19 protein-coding genes are annotated in these 21124 nt (G+C 71.5%); 8 read left to right on the top strand and 11 right to left on the bottom strand.

What is annotated here, in order from left to right; all coding sequences use genetic code 11:
• Nucleotides 1–322: 322 nt before the first annotated feature.
• A complete protein-coding gene (locus tag Vau01_RS38820) occupies nucleotides 323–994 on the bottom strand; it encodes a hypothetical protein (protein WP_373320367.1) in 672 nt (223 codons plus the stop codon).
• Between the two features lie 535 nt (nucleotides 995–1529).
• Here Vau01_RS38820 and Vau01_RS38825 point away from each other — a divergent pair.
• Genes Vau01_RS38825 through Vau01_RS38835 form a run of 3 tightly spaced genes read left to right on the top strand, consistent with a single transcriptional unit; the run spans nucleotide 1530 to nucleotide 3570 of the window.
• Entirely contained in the window at nucleotides 1530–2432 is a 903-nt protein-coding gene (locus Vau01_RS38825; RefSeq protein ID WP_204004320.1) for a magnesium transporter CorA family protein, read from the top strand.
• Nucleotides 2392–2526, top strand: coding sequence for a hypothetical protein (locus Vau01_RS65780; RefSeq protein ID WP_506019668.1), 135 nt, complete (start codon nucleotides 2392–2394; stop codon nucleotides 2524–2526). The genes Vau01_RS38825 and Vau01_RS65780 overlap by 41 nt, the downstream gene beginning before the upstream one ends.
• 18 nt (nucleotides 2527–2544) lie before the next feature.
• On the top strand, nucleotides 2545–3570 hold the full coding sequence (locus Vau01_RS38835; RefSeq protein WP_239152200.1) for an Acg family FMN-binding oxidoreductase: 1026 nt from the start codon (nucleotides 2545–2547) through the stop codon (nucleotides 3568–3570).
• Between the two features lie 81 nt (nucleotides 3571–3651).
• Here the strand turns inward: Vau01_RS38835 and Vau01_RS63860 are convergent, their stop codons facing one another.
• The 6 genes from Vau01_RS63860 to Vau01_RS38865 form a co-directional block, all read right to left on the bottom strand.
• The gene (locus Vau01_RS63860) at nucleotides 3652–4428 is read right to left on the bottom strand and encodes a cupin domain-containing protein (protein WP_239152201.1); all 777 of its coding nucleotides are present in this window, start codon (nucleotides 4426–4428) and stop codon (nucleotides 3652–3654) included.
• Between the two features lie 626 nt (nucleotides 4429–5054).
• Nucleotides 5055–6299 carry an ABC transporter permease gene (locus tag Vau01_RS38845; protein ID WP_204004322.1) on the bottom strand — a complete coding sequence of 415 codons (1245 nt, stop codon included), beginning with the start codon at nucleotides 6297–6299 and terminating at the stop codon, nucleotides 5055–5057.
• Nucleotides 6283–6960 (bottom strand): ABC transporter ATP-binding protein, encoded by a 678-nt coding sequence (locus Vau01_RS38850; RefSeq protein WP_204004324.1) that lies wholly within the window; start codon nucleotides 6958–6960, stop codon nucleotides 6283–6285. The genes Vau01_RS38845 and Vau01_RS38850 overlap by 17 nt, the downstream gene beginning before the upstream one ends.
• Nucleotides 6957–8303 (bottom strand): peptidoglycan-binding protein, encoded by a 1347-nt coding sequence (locus tag Vau01_RS38855; RefSeq protein WP_204004326.1) that lies wholly within the window; start codon nucleotides 8301–8303, stop codon nucleotides 6957–6959. Before Vau01_RS38855 ends, Vau01_RS38850 begins: the two co-directional genes overlap by 4 nt.
• A gap of 78 nt (nucleotides 8304–8381) precedes the next feature.
• Entirely contained in the window at nucleotides 8382–8741 is a 360-nt protein-coding gene (locus Vau01_RS38860; RefSeq protein WP_204004328.1) for a hypothetical protein, read from the bottom strand.
• A 49-nt stretch (nucleotides 8742–8790) separates the two neighbouring features.
• Nucleotides 8791–9669, bottom strand: coding sequence for a hypothetical protein (locus tag Vau01_RS38865; RefSeq protein WP_204004330.1), 879 nt, complete (start codon nucleotides 9667–9669; stop codon nucleotides 8791–8793).
• Between the two features lie 174 nt (nucleotides 9670–9843).
• Here Vau01_RS38865 and Vau01_RS38870 point away from each other — a divergent pair, with 174 nt between their 5' ends.
• The 4 genes from Vau01_RS38870 (at nucleotide 9844) to Vau01_RS38885 (ending at nucleotide 14192) form a co-directional block, all read left to right on the top strand.
• Complete coding sequence (locus tag Vau01_RS38870) at nucleotides 9844–10575, top strand: AfsR/SARP family transcriptional regulator (RefSeq protein WP_204004332.1); 732 nt, start codon at nucleotides 9844–9846, stop codon at nucleotides 10573–10575.
• Nucleotides 10576–10645: 70 nt separating this feature from the next.
• On the top strand, nucleotides 10646–11770 hold the full coding sequence (locus Vau01_RS38875; protein ID WP_204004334.1) for an NAD(P)/FAD-dependent oxidoreductase: 1125 nt from the start codon (nucleotides 10646–10648) through the stop codon (nucleotides 11768–11770).
• Between the two features lie 10 nt (nucleotides 11771–11780).
• The gene (locus Vau01_RS38880; RefSeq protein WP_204004337.1) at nucleotides 11781–13148 is read left to right on the top strand and encodes an amidohydrolase family protein; all 1368 of its coding nucleotides are present in this window, start codon (nucleotides 11781–11783) and stop codon (nucleotides 13146–13148) included.
• Nucleotides 13149–13169: 21 nt separating this feature from the next.
• Nucleotides 13170–14192, top strand: a complete 1023-nt coding sequence (locus Vau01_RS38885) for a LacI family DNA-binding transcriptional regulator (RefSeq protein ID WP_204004340.1) — start codon at nucleotides 13170–13172, stop codon at nucleotides 14190–14192.
• Nucleotides 14193–14220: 28 nt separating this feature from the next.
• On the opposite strand, the gene Vau01_RS38890 is transcribed toward Vau01_RS38885, so the two are convergent.
• From Vau01_RS38890 to Vau01_RS38905, 4 genes are read right to left on the bottom strand one after another with little or no spacing between them, the layout of a single operon-like run.
• Nucleotides 14221–15288, bottom strand: coding sequence for an alpha-hydroxy acid oxidase (locus tag Vau01_RS38890; protein ID WP_204004343.1), 1068 nt, complete (start codon nucleotides 15286–15288; stop codon nucleotides 14221–14223).
• On the bottom strand, nucleotides 15288–16082 hold the full coding sequence (locus tag Vau01_RS38895; protein WP_204004346.1) for an ABC transporter ATP-binding protein: 795 nt from the start codon (nucleotides 16080–16082) through the stop codon (nucleotides 15288–15290). The genes Vau01_RS38890 and Vau01_RS38895 overlap by 1 nt, the downstream gene beginning before the upstream one ends.
• On the bottom strand, nucleotides 16075–17004 hold the full coding sequence (locus Vau01_RS38900; protein WP_204004348.1) for an ABC transporter permease: 930 nt from the start codon (nucleotides 17002–17004) through the stop codon (nucleotides 16075–16077). Before Vau01_RS38900 ends, Vau01_RS38895 begins: the two co-directional genes overlap by 8 nt.
• Nucleotides 17004–17963 carry an ABC transporter substrate-binding protein gene (locus Vau01_RS38905; RefSeq protein WP_204004350.1) on the bottom strand — a complete coding sequence of 320 codons (960 nt, stop codon included), beginning with the start codon at nucleotides 17961–17963 and terminating at the stop codon, nucleotides 17004–17006. Before Vau01_RS38905 ends, Vau01_RS38900 begins: the two co-directional genes overlap by 1 nt.
• A 150-nt stretch (nucleotides 17964–18113) precedes the next feature.
• Between Vau01_RS38905 and Vau01_RS38910 the strand changes: the two genes are divergently transcribed.
• On the top strand, nucleotides 18114–21083 hold the full coding sequence (locus Vau01_RS38910) for a helix-turn-helix transcriptional regulator (RefSeq protein ID WP_204004352.1): 2970 nt from the start codon (nucleotides 18114–18116) through the stop codon (nucleotides 21081–21083).
• Nucleotides 21084–21124 lie beyond the last annotated feature (41 nt).

The following is a 21124-nucleotide window of genomic DNA, read 5'->3' on the forward strand; positions in this document are numbered from 1 at the left end:
CAACGCCGGGAGCCGTAATCGTCAAGTGACGCGGCTGGGTTCTCGTGTTACGGCCAGTCCACGGCGACTGGACCGCCCGACTGACCGATGTTGACCCCGGAGGCGGGTCGGTGGGCCTGGTCGACGGTATTCTCCGGGCCCGTTACCGAAACGGAGGAGCGGCAACGCCGCTCGTTCCGGGTGGGAGTCGTACCAGTTGCCGCTTCCACCTCCTGACCCACCCGACCGAAGCCCAGGGCCTGGGCCACGCCCTCACAGAACGGCCTCAACGGGTAGGTCCCCACCGGCCGCCGGCGTCATCTCCGGCGGCCGGGGATACGGTCTACTTGAGCCAGGGTGCGCGTTGGACGAGCGGGGTTGCTGCCCATTGGCGGCCGAGTCCGAGGGTGTTGCCGGCGCCGAGCAGGGCCAGCACGATCAGGATGGCGGCGTAGACCAGGTGGTCGTCCATGAACGGGTTGGTGGTCGGGGGTAGCACGGCGGTCCACATCATGATGGTCAGCAGTGCTCCGGCGCCGGCGGCGATGCGCATTCCGATGCCCAGCAGCAGTGCCAGGCCGACACCGAGCAGGGCGGTCATGAACAGTGCATCGGCGATCCCGGTCCCGGCGATGTTGTGGTAGAAGCCGTTGAACGGTCCCTTGGCCGAGCTGAGGAAGCCGTTGGTGGGGCTGCCGCCGTTGAACCAGGACCGCTCCGACGGGGTGGCGAAGCCGAGGCCGAATGCCTTGTCCAGGAATGCCCACAGGAAGACCCAGCCGAGGGCGATTCGGATACCGGCCAGCAGGTAGCGGGCCGCCGTGGCCTCTCGCGGGCTCGGGTCGATGCTCGGGTGCCGCGTCGGGGCGCGGTCCTCCGGCCGGACGCGGCCGGTCGGGGCGTTATGTCCCGCGTCGGCGGGCTGAGGGCCGGCCGGCATCGGACCGGTCAGCGGTGGTGCCAGCGTGCCGACGGGGGTTTCGGTGGATCGGTGGTTCCGGGCGATGTCGACCATCGCACTCACATTCCTTCAAGGTGCTCATTGAGCAGATACCCACGTCGCATAAACGCTCGCAGGTTGGATGACACATCGGACGGAGTGCGGAACGGCGCTGTTGCGCGGCTCCTGGCGCATCGATGGTGGAGAGGTTGACACGACCACCGGGATCCCGAACGACAACCTCACCATACGCCTATGGACAGGCTTCGGTGCGGGCGCGCAGCGGCCGGGAGCAATCGCGCCGGGCCGCCCGGTCCGGCACTGGTCGGCGTACAGTGAGGTTGTCGCTCCAGACCCCGGTGGCCGCAGCACGCCGCCGGTGGACGCCTCCACCGATCAGGGCCGAGACGGCCGGATCGAGTATCGAGCGCTCTCCTTGTCGCTGATGGCGACGGACCCCGCAGGCACTACCCGGTCCCCGGTCCACTGTGGACCAATACGCCGACCGCTCGCCCTGAGCTGGCCCGGGAGAGGATCTTCATGACAATCGTGTGGATCGCTGTCAAACACATGGTGGCCAACCGCATCGGCGCCGAGGAGGAACACCAATATGAAGGATCGGGGCCAGCGGACGGCTGTTGCGGATCCGGCCGCCACCGCCGCCCCGAACCAGGTGACCGTCGATCCGGGCGCCATCGACCGCGATGAGCCCGAGCAGCGGCCAGGATCCAACGCTCGGGCCCGGACCCGGCTGTACCGCAACGGGGCATGCGTATCGCACGATGTTCCCGTCGCTGCCATCGCCGGGCACCTGACCGATCCGACCACGGTGGTATGGCTGGACCTGTGCCGGCCGACACCCGCCGACTTCGCCATGGTCGACACCCAGTTCGGGTTGCACGAACTGGCCATCGAGGACGCCCTGCAGCAGTCCCAGCGACCCAAGCTCGACCACTACCCGACCCACCTGTTTCTCAGCGCCTACGCCGTCACCCTGGACGCCGACGCCACCAGGGTGGACACCAGCGAGATCGCCGCGTTCATCACCGGCCAAGCGCTGATCACGGTCCGCCACGACGACCGGTCCGACATGGCTTCGGTGCTTGCCCGCTGGGATGCCGCACCCGACCTGACCCGGCACGGCGTCGCGTTCCTGCTCCACGGCCTACTCGATCACCTCGTCGACGGCCACCTCGCCGCCGTACAACAGCTTGACGACGGCATCGAACAGCTCGACGATCTGCTCTTCGAGGAGCATCGGTCGCAAATCCAAGCAGTACAGCGCCGCTCGTTCCAGCTCCGCAAGAACCTCGTTGTAGTCCGCCGCGTGGTGCTGCCGATGCGGGACGTGCTCAGCACCCTGCTACGCCGTGACCTGACCACCGTCGGCGAGGCGATGGCGCCCTACTTCCAGGACGCCTACGACCACGTCCTCCACCAGCTGGGCCGCGATCATCGCCGTCCCCACCGCGATCACCGGCTTCTACGGCCAGAACCTCCCCTACCCCGGTAGCGGCACCCACTGGGGTGTCCTGCTGTCCACCGCCCTGATCGCCGCCATGTCCGCCGCGCTCTACGCCACCTTCAAGCACAAGGACTGGCTCTGACAACCAGAAGGGACCACCATGACCCCCGACTCAGCTCCCCATCCGACCGACGTCCGGGCCGGCTCCCCGGCAGTGGCCGCTGCGCTGGCCGCTGCACTGTCCGCTGCGGTCGCCTCGGCGGGCCTCGCCCCGTCGATCCACAACACCCAGCCGTGGCAGTGGCGCATGACCGGCGACAGCCTCGACCTCCACCTCGAACCCAGCCGCCTCCTCGACGTCGCCGACCCCGACGCACGCCTGGCGACGCTGAGCTGTGGCGCCGCCCTGCACCACGCCCGGGTCAGCCTGGCCGCGCAGGGTTGGCGCGCCACCGTGACCCGCATACCCGACCCCGCACACCCCGAACACCTCGCACACCTGCAGGCGGACGGCCCAGCGCGGGTCGATCCGCCGACAGTGCGCCGCGCGCAGGCCATCCGTCTGCGCCACACCGACCGGCGGCCGCTGTCCGGTCCCCGGATCGGACCTGACGAGCTACGCGCGATCACCAGAGCCGTCCAGGCCGAAGGCACATCGCTCCACGTCCTGAGCCGGGACCAGGTCATCGACCTCGCGACAGCGGCCGACCACGCCCACCACACCGAGCTCCACGAGGCCCGGTGGCAGGCGGAACTCGCGTACTGGACCGGCGGCACCCGCCCGACCGGCACCGGCATCCCCGACACCGCCATCCCCGCGCGACCACCACAGACCACCGTCCCCGGCCGCGACTTCGGCCACCACGGCGACCTGCCGATCGGCGACGGACACGACCGGACGGCGACATTCGCCATCCTCTACGGCCACGCCGACCAACCCCTGGACTGGCTCCACGCCGGAGAGGCATTATCCGCCGCCTGGCTCACCGCCACCGAAATCGGCGCCTCCCTACTACCCCTCAGCGCCACCATCGAAATGATCAGCACCCGACAGGCGATGCGCGTCCTGCTGTCCAGCGTCGGATACCCACACCTCGTCCTACGCCTCGGCACCGTCAACCCGAACGACGCCCGACCGGACCACGCTCCCCGACTACCGACCGACCAGATCATCGACAGCTCCTGACATCGGCCCGTGAGAAGGGAGCCGTGACCGTCGACAAGCACTCGCCCCCGCACAACCAAGGACACGGTGGTGGTGCGGTCGTTACAGGTCCTTGGTGACGGTGAGGAGTACCGCGGCTTCGTCGAGGGCCTCGAGGCTGTGCCGGGAGTCCGGGACGATCAGCAGATCTCCGGCGCTGCCGTCCCACGACGTGTCACCGGCCACGAGGCGGACCCGCCCGTGCAGAACCTGGACGGTGGAACTGCTGCGACCGCTGGAGGCCGCCGATCGTGAGGTGATTGCCCATCTGCTCGATCGGATGCGCGTCGTAGTAGACGCCGGAATCCGGTCCGTCGCCGAGGGAGTAGAACACCACCCAGTTGGCCCCGGGGTGCTGTGCCGGGTCCAGTACAGCCGCAGATGATCGGACAGGATCTGCAGCCCCGACCGCATGATGAACAGCAGCAGGAACAGATTGAGAAAATGCTGCACACCGACCCACAGCGGAGTCCCGGTACCCGACGCCCGACCGGTCGGCTCGACCGTGCCGGGATACCGCGAGATGAACTCCCGCACCACCGGCATCCCGCGCAGGCCCTTCGCCACCGCCACCGCCACGAGGAGAACCACGAACCCGATCGGCAGCAACCAGAGCAGGTTGAACCACCGGCTACGCCCGACCCGCACCCGCGGCGCGATCCCCCGCGCGACCGGAACCGAACCAGACCAGGTAGCCGGATCCACGACCTGCCCGCCCCGGGTCAACTCCGACCGGAAACTGTCGATGACCGCCGCCCCTGCCTCGGGTGGACGCACCGAGACCGGCGTCGCCGACTCACTCATCATCTGCCGCCGAACCGCCGAGGATGCTGCCGTCACCAGCGAAATACTGGATCGGCCACCGGGGTCCCGAGCGACAATGCCGACTCTACGCCGCTTCGCCCGTCCCGGCCCGACGACCAGCTGCCGGGATGACCAGCGCCAAGACTGCGCCGACAGTGAAACGGCGTACAGTTGACCGGGCGAGTGGGCTCACCCGCCAACACCCAGGTCAGCGTCCGCGCTGGCAAATGTTCGCCGCCGCCCAGACCCCAGCGGTCGTATGACTACGTCCAGAGTCCCGTCGGGCCTGGCCGACGTGATTCGCTGGACACTGACCCGCGACCGACGGACCCGGCCCAGCGCACGCGAACTGGCTACGGTGGCCGAACGCCCAACGACAATCCGGCCGGCGCCAGCGGACCCTGGGCGGCGACGAGCCACCTGATGAACCCGACAAGCACCCGAGGGCCGCAACTCGCGACCTGACACCCGCACCGGCGCCCAGGCTGCCCAGTTTCGACAGATGGAGACACGACATGGCCGAGCCGGAGCCGTCGCCTTCCGGTCGGTCTTCGTCGTGGACCAGGAGGCGGTCGACCAGGACACGGGGGCCGGGGGCGAGGCGGTGCAGATGGCAACTCGGCCGGTCGTTGCCGCGGTCGGAGGACGTCGGGCGCGGCGCGCTACCGGCGTAGTGCCTCGGCCGGCTCGATCCGGGCGGCGCGTAGCGCCGGATAGAGACCGGCGACCAGGCCGACCACCGTGCCCGCCAGCGGTGCCGGCAGCACGGTCGCCGGTTCCAGCGTCGCCGTCCAGTGCCGGGCCAGCGCCACCAGAACGACCGTCACCACGCCGACGCTCGTGCCGATCAGGCCGCCGAGCGTGCCGAGCACCGTCGACTCGGTGAGGAACTGGGCCGCCACGTGTCGCCGCCGCGCGCCGAGCGAGCGGCGCAGGCCGATCTCACCGGTCCGTTCGAGCACCGCCACGAGGGTCGTGTTGGCGATGCCGATCGCGCCGACGGCGAGGGAGATACCGGCCAGCAACAGGAACAGCGCGTTGAGGTCGCCGGCGACCGTGTTGCGCAACGACTTCGGGTCCGGTGGCGCGGTCACCTTGAACCGGCCCGGCGCGTCCGGACGCAGCGCGACCGCCGCCTGTGCGGCGACCACCTGCGCGGCGCCGAGCCGGGTCTCGATGAGCATGCGGGCCCGCGGCTCGACCGGCGGCCCGTAGTCGGCCAGCGCGGTGGTGCTCGGAATGACGATCGACAGCAACGCCTCCGGTTGCCGGCGGAGGTCGTCGATGATTCCGATGACGGTGAACGGCGTGCCGTCGACGAACACCGCCGGTGCGGCGTCGAGACGGGTCAGGCCGAGGCGGGTGGCGGCGGCCCGGCCGAGCACCGCGACCCGCTCCGCGCGGGACTGGTGGAAGCCGTCGAAGAGCCGCCCGGTGCGCATCCGCGGTCGCATCGCGACGAGCGCGCCCGGGTCGGCCGCCATCAGCGTCAGGCCGGCGCCGTCGTCGGTCGGACCGGACGCCGGGCCGGCCGGACCGGTCGTCACCCGGACGCCGCGGGTGGGTACCGGCCACCAGACGCCCGCGGCGACCACGCCGGTCACCGCGTGGATCCGGGTACCCGCGTCGGGCGGGAACGAGATCGCGGTGTCGAGGTGGTCGCCGGTGCCGACGTCGTCGACCGTCACCTCGGTGGCGGCCAGCACGGTGAACCGGCGGTCGATCTGGCCGCCCGCCGTCGCGGTGAGGCCGAGAACCGCGACGAACGAGCCGATGCCGAGGATCGCGCCGAGCATCGTGAGCACGGACCGCGCCGGCCGTTGCAGGATCCCGGCGAGCGCCTCGGCCACCAGGTCGGCGCCGCGCAGTCGCGACGGTTCGACGACGCGGTCACACCGGCGCGGCATCGAGGACCCCGTCCCGGATGGTCACGACCCGGGAAGCGCGGCGCGCGACGTCCGGGTCGTGCGTGATCATGACGATCGTGATGCCGTCGTCGCGCAACCCGGCGAACAGCGCCAGCACATCGCGGGCGGTGGCCGTGTCGAGGTTTCCGGTCGGCTCGTCGCAGAGCAGGACGCGGGGCCGGTGGACGAGCGCGCGGGCGATCGCCACCCGCTGGCGCTCGCCGCCGGACATGGTGGCAGGCACCGCCGTACGTCGGTGGGCCAGGCCGACCCGGTCGAGCGCCTCGGCGGCCGCGCGCAGTCGGGCCGACCGGCGCACCCCGCTGTACAACTGCCCGAGCGCCACGTTCTCCACTGCGCTGCGCAACGGCAGCAGGTGGAAGGACTGGAAGACGAACCCGATCCGGTGACCGCGCAACGAGGTCCGGTCACGGTCGCCGAGTGCGCCGACGTCGGTGCCGTCGAGCCGGTACCGGCCGACCGTCGGCCGGTCGAGCAGCCCCAGCACGTTGAGGATCGTGGACTTTCCCGACCCCGACGGGCCGACCACCGCGAGGTGCTCGCCGGCGGCGACGGTGAGGTCGCAGGGACGCAACGCGTGGACCGGTGGCGGCCCGGGATACGTCACCCCGATCCCGGTCAGCTCGATCGCCGCGGTCACCGGCCGACCACCACCCGGTCACCGGGTTCGAGCCCGCCCTCGCGCGGTACCACCTCGACGAACCCGTCGCCGGACAGGCCCGGGGTCACCGGGATCCGCGCTCCGTCCACTGTGGACACCGAGGTGGTGCCGTCGGCGGCCGACGACACGGCCGACAGCGGCACGACGAGAACCTCGCCCGCGGTCTGCGCGGCGACGATGACGAGCCGGACGTCCCGGCCCGCCCACTGTGCGTCGAGCGGACCCGCCGGCGTCACGACGACGGGCAGGTACGGCGTCGCCGGCGCCGCCTGCCCCTGCGATTCGGCCGGTGCATCGGTGGTGACCCCGCCGACCGCGGTGACGGTACCGGTGGCCGCCGCCGCGATCCCCTCGCCGGCGATCTCGACCCGCAGGCCGGGTTTCAGTACCGGCGCCTGGTCGGGCCGCAGGCGCGCGGTGACCCGCAACGCGCCGGCGCTGAGCGTGATGAGCGGCGCCTTGACCTGATCGCCGACGGCGGCCGAGAACTGGCTCACCCGGGCCGGGAACGACGGCAGGAACACCAACTCCGCGAGCGGCATCATGGGGCCGGTCCGCGCGACGAGGTCGGCGTAGGCCTGCTGCGCCCGCGTGAGTGTCTTGCGGAGGTAGGCGAGCTGGACGGAAAGCGGTTCCTCCCCCGCCCCCGCGGTGGACGGTTCCGGGTGGCCCTCGGCGATTCTCCGGACCATCGTGTCGACCGCGCGCTGCGCGACGTCGACGGCGTCCTGCGCCGCGAACAGCGCCTCCTGGTCGGCGACGCCACCCGGCCCGCCGGTGTCGGCGGCCTCGTGTCCCACCGCCGCGTACAGCTTCCGGACCGCCGCCTTGGTGGCCGGTCCGAACCGGCCCGCCCGGTCGCCGCCGGCGTAGTGGCCCAGCGTCCGCAGCGCTTCCTGAAGCTGCCGGACGTCGTCGCCCGCGGCGCCCGGACGCAGGTCGCGGTAGGCGGGAACCGTGCCGGGCAGAGCGATCAACGGCCGGCCCGACACTTCGAGCAGGACGTCGCCGGGCTCCACCGTCGCACCGCGCGCGACCCGCACCGCGGTCACCACCTGGGCCCCGGTGCCGGCCGCGGCCGCGACCGGGGTGACCTCGACCGTGGCCGACGCCGCGACCGTTCCCCGCGCGGTCACGGTCTGCGTGAGCACCCGCCGCTCCACCGGCGCGGTGAGCACCGACGGGTCCGGCGGCCGGGTCTCGGCGGCGATCTGGGCCGGTGACTTGACGGCCGTGGATCCGATGAGTCCCGCGGTCGACAGCAGCGTGCTGCCCAGCACGGCCGCGACGACGGCCCGGCGCCGCCCGCGCACGTCCGGCATCACTGTCCCTTCGACGGTACGGTGGGGACCTGCGTCCGTGTCGGTTCAGGCGGCACGGACGCAGGCGTCACCTACGGGTCAGACCAGGTAGCGGAACGAGCTGTACTGTTCGTCGTAGCGCACCTGGTTCACGGTGGCCCACGACGCGATGTCCTCGTAGTTCCCCCGCCACAGCGAGGCGGTGTAGAAGCGCGCCGACGAGCTCGTCCAGCTGTCGATCGAGCTGATGTTGTCGTTCGTGTTCACGCCGTTGCTGAAATGGTTGCCGTTGTTGAAGTTCGTGTCGGCGACGTTGAACCCCTCCACCGGACCCGTCACGTTCGGGTTCTGAAAGACGCAGAGCGCGTCGCCGCAGTAGTCCGCGAGGGCCGGCGTCGACACGCCGACCGTGGCCGCCCCGCCGAGCAGTACGGCGGCGACGATTCCCTTGATATTCACGACATCCTCCTATGACATGACCGGCGCTCGATCGAGGCCGGGCTGGTGCCTACGCACGGGCGAGTACCTCGGTGGCGGTCCGCACCCGCGTCTCCAGTTCGGTCTTGACCGCGCGCAGCCGCTCGACCCGCTCGTCGATGGCGCGGTTCTGGTAGGCCGCTTCCACTGCCGCCCAGGTGTCGATCACCTTCGCCTCCTGCTTGCACCGCACGTCGGCGACGGCGGTCGCGATCTCCCGTGGCGTCACCTCGGCGCTCGACCACGCCGGATCGTCGTTGGCGTCCTGCGGCGTGCGGTACCGGTAACCCTGCGCGCCCATGCACCGGCTCCAGGCCGCGAACGTCGCCACCACGCGGCCGTCCTGCTGCGACCGGCTCCAGCTCCAGGCGCGGATCTCGCTGACGACCTTCCCGCCGTCCGGTTCCCCGCCGCCGTTGAGCTGGCGCGCCGCTTCGCCGGCGCAGCCACCTTTCGGCACCGGCTTGCCGTTCACGGTCGACTGGCCCTTGCCGCTGGCGGCGTTGAGAAACTCCGCCGACCGGGCCGACACCGGCGCCGCCGGCCGCGTGTCCGGCGTCTCGGTGGGGTGGTATCCGTAGGTGCTCGCGGCTTTCGGATCTCCGAGCATGTACCGGTCGCGATTGCGCTCGTCGTCCACTTCGGACGGAAGCGGATCGTCGACCGGGAACCCGCGCTCGGCCATGCACCGTGCGAACAGCACCGCCTGCGCCTGCCGGATCTTCAGGTCCTGCTGCGGGTCCGGCCGGTAGGCGTCGATCGGCAGCGCCAGGGTGGCGAGATCCACCGCGGTCGGCGTGCCGATCGACGGCTCGCCCTGTTCTGCCGCCGGTCCGGATCCGCAGCCGGCGAGCGCCGCACACACCAGCAGCGGCAGGACCCACCGGCCCACCGGCCTTTTGCGACACACCAGGTTGCTCCTTTCTGCACGATCGCGACCATCGATTGACGCGTTGCCAGGTGAGTCACGAGTGTGGGCGGAGCGCCTCTCATCGGGCCTGCAGAATGCTCAACCCGCAGGTGACCCGGCCGGGGCGCGCATGGGGGAACTGCATGCATGGGGGGCAGTGTGAGAATCGGTCTGTTGGGACCGGTCGAAGTGTGGTGCGGCGACGATCAGCCGGTCGACGCCGGCGGCCCGCGGCAGCGGACCGTCCTGGCGGCACTGGCCGTCGACGTCGGCCGGCTCGTTCCGGTGACCACACTCATCGACCGGGTGTGGGGTGCCGAGGCACCCGCTCAGGGTCGACACGCGGTACACGTCTACGCGTCACGCATCCGCAAGGTCATCGACCGGGCGTCGTCCGGTCCGCGCGACGGCGCGCTGCTGAGCCGGGCCGGTAGTTACGTACTGGACCTACCGCCCGACCGGGTCGATCTCGCCCGGTTCCGTTCGTTGGTCACCGGCGCGGCGACGGCCGGGAACCCACCGGCGCGGCTGCGGCAGGCACTCGACCTCTGGCGCGGCGAGCCGCTGGCGGGCCTGCCCGGCGAGTGGGCGGCGCGCTGCCGCGACGCGTGGCAACGGCAACGCGCCGACGCCGTGCTCGGCTGGGCGGAGGCCGAACTGGTCCGCGGCAACGCCCGCGCGATCGTCAACGACCTCACCGACCTCGCGGTCGAGTACCCGCTCGACGAACCGATCCTGGCGATGCTGATCCGGGCGCTGCACACGGCCGGACGCGGCGCCGAGGCCGTCGACCGTTACGGCCGGCTGCGCCGACGGTTCGCCGAGGAACTGGGTGTCGATCCCGGACGCGAACTCCAGTGCCTGCACCGCAGAATCCTGGGGAGCGACCCGCTCCCCGTCAGGTGACGGATGCCGGTTCTTGACTTCACCAATGCGCGCATGGTCTCTTGTAACTAGTTACATCGAAGGGGGCGGGATGCCTCAACATGTGGTTGTCGTCGGGGCCGGCGTCTACGGCGCGGCCGTTACCGCCTCGCTGACGCGGCGCGGTGCCCGCGTCACGGTAGTGGACGCCGGTGCGCCGGCGGGCGGCACGTCCGGTGCGACGTTCTCGTGGATCAACTCCTGCGGTAAGAAACCGCGGGCGTACCACGATCTCAGTGTCATGAGCATGCACGCGCACCAGAGACTGGCGGCCGAGGTGGCCGACAGCGACTGGTACCACGAGGGCGGCAACGTGGAGTGGGCCGCCGGTGCGGCCGAACGCGAGGCGCTGCGGGTGAAGGTCGCGGGAGTGTCGGACATCGGGTACGAGGCGCGTTGGCTCACCCGGGCGGAGGCGTTGCGCCTCGAACCGGACATGGATCCCGCCGCGCTGCCGGCGGACGAGATCGCCTACTTTCCGCGCGAGGGCTGGATCGAGCCGACGCGCCTGGTCGGCCACCTGCTCTCACGCGCGATGGCCCGCGGTGCCGATCTGGTACGAAACGATGCGGTCACCGGCCTGGAGTTGGCCGGCGGACTGGTGCGCACCGTCCGACTCGCCTCGGGACGCCAGATCCCGGCAGACGCGGTCGTGAACTGTGCGGGGCCACGGGCTGGCGACGTCGCCGCGCTTGCCGGGCTGGTTCTGCCGATGCGCAACACCCGTGGCGTACTCGTCTACACCTCGCCGGTTGCGGTCTCGGTGTCGCGGGTCATCCATGCCCCACGTGTCCACCTGCGTCCGGACGGCGCTGGACGGCTGCTGCTGCACACCCACGATCTCGATGGGGCGGTATCCGGGTCCGACACCGGTGTGGCCGGCGTCGACCCGGCGGCGGTCGAAATGGTGCTGGAGGCGGCCCGTGCGCTGTATCCGGGAATCCAGGCCGCGGCGGTGGAGAGCGTACGGGTGGGTGAACGGCCCATTCCCCTCGACGGCCTACCGGTACTCGGCCGGGCGGTCGAGCTGCCCAACTTCCACTTCGCGGTCTCGCACAGCGGCGCGACCCTGTGCGCGCACGCCGGCGACCTCGTCGCCGCCGAGGTAATCGGCGTGGAGCCCGGTGACACCCTGGGCCCGTTCCGCTTCGAGCGGCTCCGATCAGCGAGCCGGTGACGGAGGAATCGTGCGGACGACCGTCCTGAACAACTGCGACCTGCTCGACGGCCGGGGTACCCCGCCGCAACACGGAGTCGACATCATCGTCGAGGGCAACATCGTCCGCGAGATCGTCCCCGCACGACCGGGCGACGTCTACGGAACCGTGGACGAGATCCTCGATGCGACCGGAAAGCTGGTCATCCCCGGTGTGATCAACAACCACACACACGGGACCGCGTACGGTCCGCTGTTCCCCAGCGGTCATGAAGGTCTGCCGCACCAGCGGGTGCTCGCCAATCTCGACCGGCACCTGCTGGAGGGCACGACGACGGTGCTGTGTGCGGACGGCTTCGTCACCGCCGAGGAGTTGGCGAGAACCGACGAAGCGCACCCGATCAACGTCAGGCTCGCCTCGTGCAACACGCCGGCGTGCCTGCAGGCGGCCACCGTCGCCGACGGCGGCGGTCTCACCGAGGCCAACCGCAGGTTCACCGCGCGGCAGGCGATGGATGCCGGCGCGGTCGCACTCGGCGAGATCGGTGCGGGACACACCCTTGGCGGGGGCGGGGCGAGTTATCTGTACATTCCGGCGGCGGTCGAGAAACGCACCGGCATCACGATCACACCCCGGCAGGCGAACGAGCTGAAGATCGCGGTTCTGGGTCGGCACATCTCGGCGTCGGCGTTCGATCGCGACGCTGTCGAGGAGGCGTTGGCGGCGGCGGGACTGACCGGCATGCTCTCGGTCGACGACATCCGCGCGATCGTGTCAGGCATCGTGCTGCCGGCCTTCGACATCGCCTTGCACGGGCTCGCCGAGGCCGCCGAACTGGCCCGCAAGCTGGACGTTCCCGTGTTGGTGCACAACGCGGCCGCCTCGATGACCCAGGTCGCCGCCATTGCGAAAACCGACGTGAGACTGATCGCCGGGCACTCCAACCACTCCAGCTTCGAACTGCGCGAGGCGGTCGAGCACGCCACGCGGCTCAAGGAGATGGGTTCGATCGTGGACGTGTCCACTCTGGACACCTTCGGCGCCCGGCGGCTCACCACGGGCCCGGACCTGCTCTACGCGTTGCTCTCTGCGGGACTGGTCGACACGATCTCGACAGACTACGCGGGCGGCCACCACGACCCGATCCTGCTGGCGATCGACCGAGCCACCAAGGCCGGCATGGTGAGCCTGCCGGCGGCCATCGCGATGGCAACCGCCAACGTCGCGGACGCCATCCCGGGCCTGGCACCCCGGCGCGGCCGCGTGCTGCCGGCCGCCATCGCCGACCTGACGGTAACCGACCCGGCGGCGCTCGACCGGGTGTGGACCGTCATGATCGGCGGTGAGATCGTCGTCCGGGATGGTCGACTGTCGCCGCCCGGTCGGCGTCCGGACTGAATGAACGGGCCCAGCGGAACCATGACGAAGCGAGCAACCGTCGGCGACGTCGCCGCACACGCCGGTGTGTCCACGGCCACCGTGTCCCGCGTCCTCAACGGCGGCGCCGTCACCGACGCGACAGCCGCCAAGGTGTGGGAAGCGGTCGCACGTCTCGACTACACCCCCAACGCGCTGACAAAGAGCATCTTCGCCGGCCGTTCCAGCACGATCGGAGTGGTCATCCGCGACCTGAGCAGCCCCTTCTACCTCGACCTGATCCGCGGCGTCGACGAGGTCGCGGCCGCCAACGACAGTCTGGTGCTGCTCGCCAACACGTTTCGCCAGGTCGACCGCGAGGTCGCTCAGGTACGCACGATGGACGAACAGCGGGTGCGCGGGCTTGTCGTCACGACCGGCGAGACGACCGATGGCCGCACTCGACGGATGGCCGAGAGCGGCACGCCCTGCGTCGTCGTCGCGCGCACCGTGCGGAACCCGCCGCCTCGCCTGCACTCGGTCAGCCTGAACAACCGCAAGGCCGGTAGGCTCATGGCCCGGCATCTGGCCGGGTGCGGGCGGTCTCGCGTCGGCGTGATCACGTCCGGAAGCCGGCAATCTCAGCTCGAACGCACGGCGGGGCTGCGGCGGGCGCTCGCCGAACTCGGTCTGCCCTTGCCGGCGGACGCGGTGGCCGTGGCCGAGACCGAGACCGAGGTGAGCCACGCCCTCAGCTCGTTGGTCGCCGGCGCACGGAGCCGCGGTACGCCGTTGGACGCGATCGTCTGTACCACCGGCCGCCTGACCGTCGCGGTCCACTCCGCACTGACCGCTCGCGGCGTCGCCATCCCCGACGACATGGCATTCCTGACGATGGACGACTTCCCCTGGGCCGCCGCGCTCGGGATCACCGTCGTCGCCCAACCCGCGTACGAGATGGGCCGGCGAGCGGCCGAGCTCATAGTCGAACGCCTCGCTGAGCCGGTCAAGCACGTCTTCGATCCGGCATTGGTGGCCCGCACCTCGTGCGGCGAAGCGCGCACAGGGCATTCCGCCAGGGACTGACCGTCCACTGACCGTTCTGCAGCAGGGATCAATCTGCGTCGACCCGAACGAGCGCGTCCCGGTTGAGGTCGGTAAGGCCGCCGCAGCCGAGCAGGGTGAGGGTCGTCGAGATCTCCGTGCGGAGGAGTTCGAGTACACGTACCACTCCGTCCTCGCCTCCGGCGGCGAGGCCGTAGGCGGCCAGCCGGCCGATGACGACCACGTCGGCGCCGAGCGCGATCGCCTTGACGACGTCGGTGCCCCGTCGCACGCCGCTGTCGAGCGCTATCGGGACGTCGGGGCCGACGGCGGCGCGGATCTCGGGAAGCGCGTCCAGTGAGGCGCGCTGGTCGTCGAGTTGGCGGCCACCGTGGTTGGAGACGAGCAGCGCGCTCGCGCCGGCCCCGACCGCCGCGTGCGCGTCGTCGACGGTCATGATTCCCTTCGCGATCCACGGCAGGGCGCTCCGCGCGAGCAGCGTGGCCAGCTTGTGCCACGACCACACCGGGGCCTCCGGCGCGAGGAGCTGGCCGAGCTGGCCGAGGGCCTGCTCGATGGTCGCGTAGTTCCCACCGAACAGGGCGTAGTCGGGAAGGTAGCGGTTGCGGAGGTTCCGTTCGCGCCACCCGCCGATCGGAACGTCGCACGTGACGCAGAGGCCACGGTAGCCGGCGTCCTCGTAGCGGCGCACCATGTCGAGGAAGCCGTCGTCCGTCCCCAGTGGATGGATCTGGCCGAACGCGGCCGAGCCGGGTACCGCCGTCGCGACCTTCTCCAGTGGGTGGGTGCCCGCCTCGGGCACGATGCTCGCCGTGCCGGCGGCCGCATTGGCCCGGGCGACCGCGATCTGCCCGTCCGGATGGAACAGCCCGTCCGCGCCGAAGGGTGCCGTCAGCACCGGAAGCGCGAGATCGACGCCCAGGAACCGGGTCGCGGTCGTCGGAGCCGGCAGGCCGTTCATCACCCGGGGCACGAATGCCCAGCGCTGGAAGGCCCGCCGGTTGCGCCGCAGCGTGGTCTCCGCGCCGGCGCCGCCTTCCAGGAAGTCGCGGGCGGGCACCGGGAGCCGTGCGAGAGCGGCCTCGCGGATCTCGTCGAGGGTGGCTGGCGTGTCCATCAGGCCCGCTCCGGCAGCACGCCGCGGTCGCCGTGGTGTTCCATGAGGTCGATGAGGTCCTGTGTGGACATTCCGTTCTTCCTTTCCCGTGGGAGGTCCGCGACGGTACGTCCGTCGCTCATCATCAGCAGCCGGTCGCCCGTGCGGAGGGCGTGTTCCATGTCGTGGGTGACCATGATCGTCGCGCAGTCCACCGTGGAGACCAGGTCCGTGGTGAGGTGGAGCACCCGGGCCGCGGTGGTGGGGTCCAGGGCGGCGAGATGTTCGTCGAGCAGGAGCAGTCGCGGGGCGCTGAGCCCGGCCATCACCATCGTCAGGCTCTGCCGCTGGCCGGCCGAGAGCAGGCCGACACGGTCGGTCAGCCGGTTCTCCAGCCCGAGTCCGAGCCGGGCGAGCCGGTCCCGCATCGTGCGACGGCGTGCGGCTGTGCGGCTCGGGCGCAGCCCGCGGCGGCGGCCCCGTCCCATCGCGAGCGCGAGGTTGTCTTCCACGCTGAGGTCCGGGGCGCTGCCGAGGCGTGGGTCGTCGACGACGTACGCGATCAGCGACGCACGCCGGTGGGCCGGCCACCGGGTGATGTCGCGGCCGCCGAGCCGCACGGTGCCCGCCGTCGCCCGCACCGCACCGGACAGGGCCTGCAGGAGACTGCTCTTTCCGGCGCCGTTGGAGCCGACCACGGTGACGAACTCCGCCGGCCGGACGGTCAGGTCGATCCGCCGCAGGGCAACCACCTCGTCGGCCCGGCCGGCGTTGTGGACGAGCCGCAGCCCGGCGAGTTCGAGACCGTCAGACACGGGTCGCCTCCGGTGCCAGGGATCCGACGCGGTAGCGGGCGAGGACGGGCGCCAGATGCGCCTGGGCCGCGATCGCCAGCAGGAGGGTGAGCGCGGTGACCCCCCGCAGGTCGCCCGCGGGAAGGCCGAACCGCAACGCGCAGACCAGGACGAGCCGGTAGAGCAGGCAGCCGACGAGCACCGCCACCGCCATGCGCATCACCTGCGACCCGCCCGGGTTCACCAGCAGGGCGCCGAGCAGCACCGCCCCGGCTCCGGCGACGAACAGGCCGAAGGACATGTTCACGTCGGCAAATCCTTGAACCTGCGCGACCAGGCCGCCGGAGAGGGCGCTGAGCCCGTTGGCGAGCATCAACGACAACACGAGGAGGGCGTTGTCGTTGACGCCCTGGCCGCGCGCCATCCGGGGGTTCGCGCCGCTCGCCCGCAGCGCGAGGCCGAGTTCGCTCGTCAGGAACGCGACGACGGCCGCGAACACGACGACGACGATGCCCAGCAGCACCGCCGACGTACCGAGGTCGGCCGCGCGGCCCGGCGTCGCCGCCACCCCCGCGAAGATGGTCTCCTCGCCGATCAGGCTGACCGTGGGCCGGCCGAGCGTCCGTAGCGTGACGGTGAACAGCCCCATGCTCATGATGAGGCCGGCCATCAGAACCGGAATGCGGAGCAGAAGGTTGAGCAGCGCGGTGACGAGTCCGGCGAGCGCGCCGCTCACGACTCCGGCCGCGACGGCCAGCCACGCCGGCACCCCCGCGACGAGGGTCACCGCCGTCACCGCGGCGCCCAGCGCGAAACTGCCCTCGACGGTCAGGTCGAAGTCCGCGCGGATCCGCAGCACCAGGAATATCCCCAGAAACGCCGGAGCGAACGGGAGCCCCGTGACGAGCGTGTCGATGAGCGTGTTGGCGAGCATGGATCGCATCAGGCCTTGACGACGCGGTTGGCCAGCGCGTCCGGGACGGTGATGCCGAGTTCTGCCGCGCGGGCCTGGTTCAGCACGATGGACACCGCTCCGGGTGTCGTGAACGGGGTCGACGCCACGTCGGCACCGCGCAGCACCTTCGCCGCGTTGACCCCGGCCGAGACGCCGAGTTGCGGGTAGTCCGGGCCGAGGCTGGCGACGATGCCGGGAGTCCTGGTGTCGCCGCCGACCACGTACAGAGGGAGCCGGGCGCTCGTGGTGGCGGCTCCGATCGCATCGATGCCGGCCGCTACCAGCGCGTCGGGCCCGAGCAGCACCACGTCGGCGCGTCCGTCGAGACTCCGTGCGGCCTGGGCGACCTCCGCGGTGGAGGCGATCGTCGACTCCGCCACCGTGAGGCCCGAGGCGCTGGCGGCGGCCCGCAACGCCTTCGTCCAGACCTGCATCGCCTGGTTGGACGGATCGTAGAGGGTACCGATGGTGCCGAGACCCGGGTGCAGCGCGCGCAGGTCACCGAGGATGAGCGCCGGGTCGACGAAGTCGATGCTGCCGGTCACGTTCTTTCCGGGCCTGTCCAGGCTCGTCGCCACCCCGGCGCCGACCGGATCACCCATGGCGAGCGCGAATATCGGCCGGTCGGTCACCTGTGTCGCGAGTGCGACGACGGCCGGCGTCCCGATGACGGCGAACGCGTCGTGACTGGAGCCCGCGAAGTCACGCGCGATGCTGGCGATGAGTGACTGGTCCCCGTTGGCGTTCTTCACGTCGAAGCGCACCGTGGCGACGTCCGCCCGCACGGTCTTCGTGAACGCCGCCACGATCGCGTCGATGATCTCGGCCTGGGCCATGACGAGGACGCCGAGCGAATAGCCTGACGGCTCGTCCTTGCCGGCGGAACAGCCGGAGAGAACGGCCGCGACACCGAGGGCGCCGGAAACGAGGAAGCGACGTCTGAACATGACGGCAACGGTTGCGCGGAGCCGGAGCGCACCGCATCGGAAGATCGCCCATGCGCCGCCCGCGCGGAGCCTTAGGGGGACCGGGCAGGTTCCTCAGCTCCGACGGGCAATCACCTTGACCCGATCGACCGTGGACGATTTGCTGACGGCATGGGGGTGAGGCGTCTCGTCGGGCGGGGTGACGAGCTTGAGCGGCTCGCGCTCGCCGTCCGGGAGGCGCGTCGGCTCGTTCTCGTGACGGGCGAGGTGGGCATCGGCAAGACGCGGCTCGTCGCCCGGGCGGCCACCGCGGCCCGGGAGACCGGCGCGGTCGTGGTCGAGGCACCGTGCCTGCCCCTCGGCCTGCGCCTGCCGCTCCTGCCGGTCATCGAGGCACTTCGCAGCCTCGCGACGGCTCTGGGCCGGCCGGCCTTCGCCGAACTCCCGCCCTACGCCCTGGACGAGCTGGCCCGGCTCGTGCCGGAGGTGGTCGGGCGGGCGGCCGCCCCCGACCTGCTCCCCGCGGGCGAGTGGCAACGGCAGCGGCTGTTCGCGGCGGTCGATCTCGTGCTGGCCCGCGTCGCCGGCAGCCGTCCCGTCGTGCTGGTGGTCGAAGATCTTCACTGGGTCGACGCGGCGACCCTCGATCTGTTGACGTACCTCCGCGCCTCGTCCAACGGCTCGCTCACCCTGATCGTGACCTGCCGCAGCGACGAGGCTCCCCTCGACCCGCCGGTCGAGCGATGGCTCGAACAGGCCCGCCGGCCCGAGACCGTTCGGCTGGAGTTGACCGGCCTGTCCCGTCCGGAGATGGCCGAGCTGGCGGGAATGGCCACCGGCGGCACACCGCACGAGGCCATGGTCGAGGAACTGCACCGGCGCACGGAGGGCAACCCGTACTTCGCGGAGGAGCTTCTCGCGGCCAGCGGTGGCGGCGGACTCGCCCGTCAACCGCCCCGGGCACTCGCCGAACTGCTCGTCGCGCGGTCACGCCGGGTCAGCGTTCCGGCCCGCGCGGTCCTCGCGGTGCTGGCGGTCGCGGGCCGGCCAGTCGCGGAGACGGTGGTCGCGCGGATCACCGGCATGACGCCGGCAGACGTGGCGGCGGCGATGCACGAACTGGTCGACGCCAGGCTCGCGCTCCCCGACAGTGGCCGTCCGGAGCTGGGATGCCGGGCACAGCACGCGTTGCTGGCCGAGGCGGTCGCCGTCGACCTGCTGGCCGACGAGCGCCGCGACATCCACGCCGGGATGGCCGCCGCGCTACAGGCCGTCGACGACCCGGCGCTCTCGGCGGAGATCGCCGGACACTGGGCCGCCGCCGGCCGCCCCGACGACGAACTGGCGTCGCTGCTCGCCGCCGCCGAGCACAGCCACCGCATGCGCGCGTACTCGCAGGCCGCCGACCTCTGGCAACGCGCGACCGGCATAGCGGAGAGCCGGCCCGACGCGGCGGAGAAGTCCGGCGTGGAACCGGGATGGCTGCGGATCCGGGCCATCGACGCGCTCCAGGCGTGCGGCCGCGACCTGGACGCCGGGACGGTCACCGAGCAGACGTACGCGAAACTCCGTGGCCCGGCCAGCGGCGCGCTCCTGGCGGCCGTGCTGCACCGGACCGCCTGGTACCGCGGCGTCATCGCGCCGCGGGAAGCGCCGCCCGGCACCGCATATGCCATCTTCGACGAGGCCACCCGCGCCTACGCGGAGCTGCCCCGGTCGGCCGAGTACGCACGCTTTCTCGCTGACTACGCGCGGTTCATGTGGATGGACAGTGGCGACAGGGCAAGCGAGCCCATCTTCCGGCGAGCCCTCGACGTCGCCGATGGGTGCGGAGACGTTCTCGACGGGGCCTACGCGTTCATCGGGCTCGCCGACGTCGCGTTCCTGCACGGTGATCCCGCTGACGGGTTCGCCCTGCTCGACCGTGCCCGGGTTCACTCCGGACGGTACAGCGAGCTGAGTCTCCGGGTCGACCTGCTGATCGCCGACAGCCTCAGCAACGCGCTGCTCAAGATGGGCGACCTGGCGCAGGCGGAACGGGTTGCGCTGGAGGGCCTCGAACGGGCCCACCGGGCGGGTGCGGCCGCCGGCTACTCGGGCGCGGTGCTGCACCACAACGCGGCGGAGGCGTTCCTGGAACGCGGCCTCGTCGACGCCGCGGCGGCCGTCCTCTCCGACGTCTGTGCCAGCGAGCCGCGGCTCGACGACTGGAATCTCCACCTGTGCCAGGCGCAGGTGGAGATCTGTCGCGGCGCGGTCGACGTCGCGCTGGCTCGTACCCGCGCGGTCGACCTGCTGGAGCTGACCGGTCCGCGGATGTGGGTGTACGAGCGGACGCGGCTCCTGCCGCGGGCACCGCTGTGGGCCGGCGACCCCGCCATGGCCCTCGACCGGGTCGAGAAGGCGCTGGCGCTGCTGGCCGGCTGCGCTGTGGAGCAGTTCTGCGGTGAGCTGTTCGCGCACGGCGCCCGGGCCGCGGCCGACCTGGCCGAGACCGCACGGGCGCGTCGCGACGACGAGGCGGAACGGAGCGCCCTCGACGCCGCCGACCGGCTCGTGGCCGCGCAGGAGCGGATGCCGGGCCGGCCCCTTCGCGACCACCCGTTCCTGGCGACCGTGCCGGGCGACCGGGCCGACTGGTACGCCGAGCTGACGCGGGTACGTGGCGTACCGGACCCGGACGCCTGGGCCGAGGCGGCCGAGGCCTGGGAGCGGCTCGGCCGCCCGCACCGCAGGGCGTACGCGTTGTGGCGGCAGGCGCAGGCGCTGCTGTCCACGTCCCGCAACTCGACCACCGCGGTCGACGCGCTACGCGCGGCGGCCGGTGCGGCGAACGGGATGGCGCCCCTGACCGCCGCCATCGACCGGTTGGCCCGGCGTTCCCGGATCTCCCTTGACGAGAAGCCGGCGCAGGCACCGGCCGCGTCGGCCGACCCCTACCGCCTGACCAACCGGGAGCGGCACGTCCTCCGGATGATCGCCCACGGATACACCAACGCGCAGATCGGCGCGGAGCTGTTCATGAGCCCGAAGACCGCGAGCGTGCACGTGAGCAACATCCTGCGCAAGCTCAACGTCGCCAACCGCGCCGAAGCGGCGGCCGTGGGCGAACGGGCCGGGTTGACGGACCCCGTCCCGTAGCTCGACCTGTGCGTCCACGCGGACGCGTTCCTGGAACACGG

It is taken from the genome of Virgisporangium aurantiacum (genome assembly GCF_016863635.1).
Taxonomy (GTDB): domain Bacteria; phylum Actinomycetota; class Actinomycetes; order Mycobacteriales; family Micromonosporaceae; genus Virgisporangium; species Virgisporangium aurantiacum.

Bases quoted from the DNA above. Each gene is read 5' to 3' on its own strand.
- Vau01_RS38820 (WP_373320367.1), bottom strand. From the start codon at position 994: ATGGTCGACATCGCCCGGAACCACCGATCCACCGAAACCCCCGTCGGC.
- Vau01_RS38835 (WP_239152200.1), top strand. From the start codon at position 2,545: ATGACCCCCGACTCAGCTCCCCATCCGACCGACGTCCGGGCCGGCTCC.
- Vau01_RS38855 (WP_204004326.1), bottom strand. From the start codon at position 8,303: ATGCCGGACGTGCGCGGGCGGCGCCGGGCCGTCGTCGCGGCCGTGCTG.
- Vau01_RS38890 (WP_204004343.1), bottom strand. From the start codon at position 15,288: ATGGACACGCCAGCCACCCTCGACGAGATCCGCGAGGCCGCTCTCGCA.
- Vau01_RS38905 (WP_204004350.1), bottom strand. From the start codon at position 17,963: ATGTTCAGACGTCGCTTCCTCGTTTCCGGCGCCCTCGGTGTCGCGGCC.
- Vau01_RS38825 (WP_204004320.1), top strand. From the start codon at position 1,530: ATGAAGGATCGGGGCCAGCGGACGGCTGTTGCGGATCCGGCCGCCACC.
- Vau01_RS38900 (WP_204004348.1), bottom strand. From the start codon at position 17,004: ATGCGATCCATGCTCGCCAACACGCTCATCGACACGCTCGTCACGGGG.
- Vau01_RS38845 (WP_204004322.1), bottom strand. From the start codon at position 6,299: ATGCCGCGCCGGTGTGACCGCGTCGTCGAACCGTCGCGACTGCGCGGC.
- Vau01_RS38910 (WP_204004352.1), top strand. From the start codon at position 18,114: ATGGGGGTGAGGCGTCTCGTCGGGCGGGGTGACGAGCTTGAGCGGCTC.
- Vau01_RS38885 (WP_204004340.1), top strand. From the start codon at position 13,170: ATGACGAAGCGAGCAACCGTCGGCGACGTCGCCGCACACGCCGGTGTG.
- Vau01_RS38875 (WP_204004334.1), top strand. From the start codon at position 10,646: ATGCCTCAACATGTGGTTGTCGTCGGGGCCGGCGTCTACGGCGCGGCC.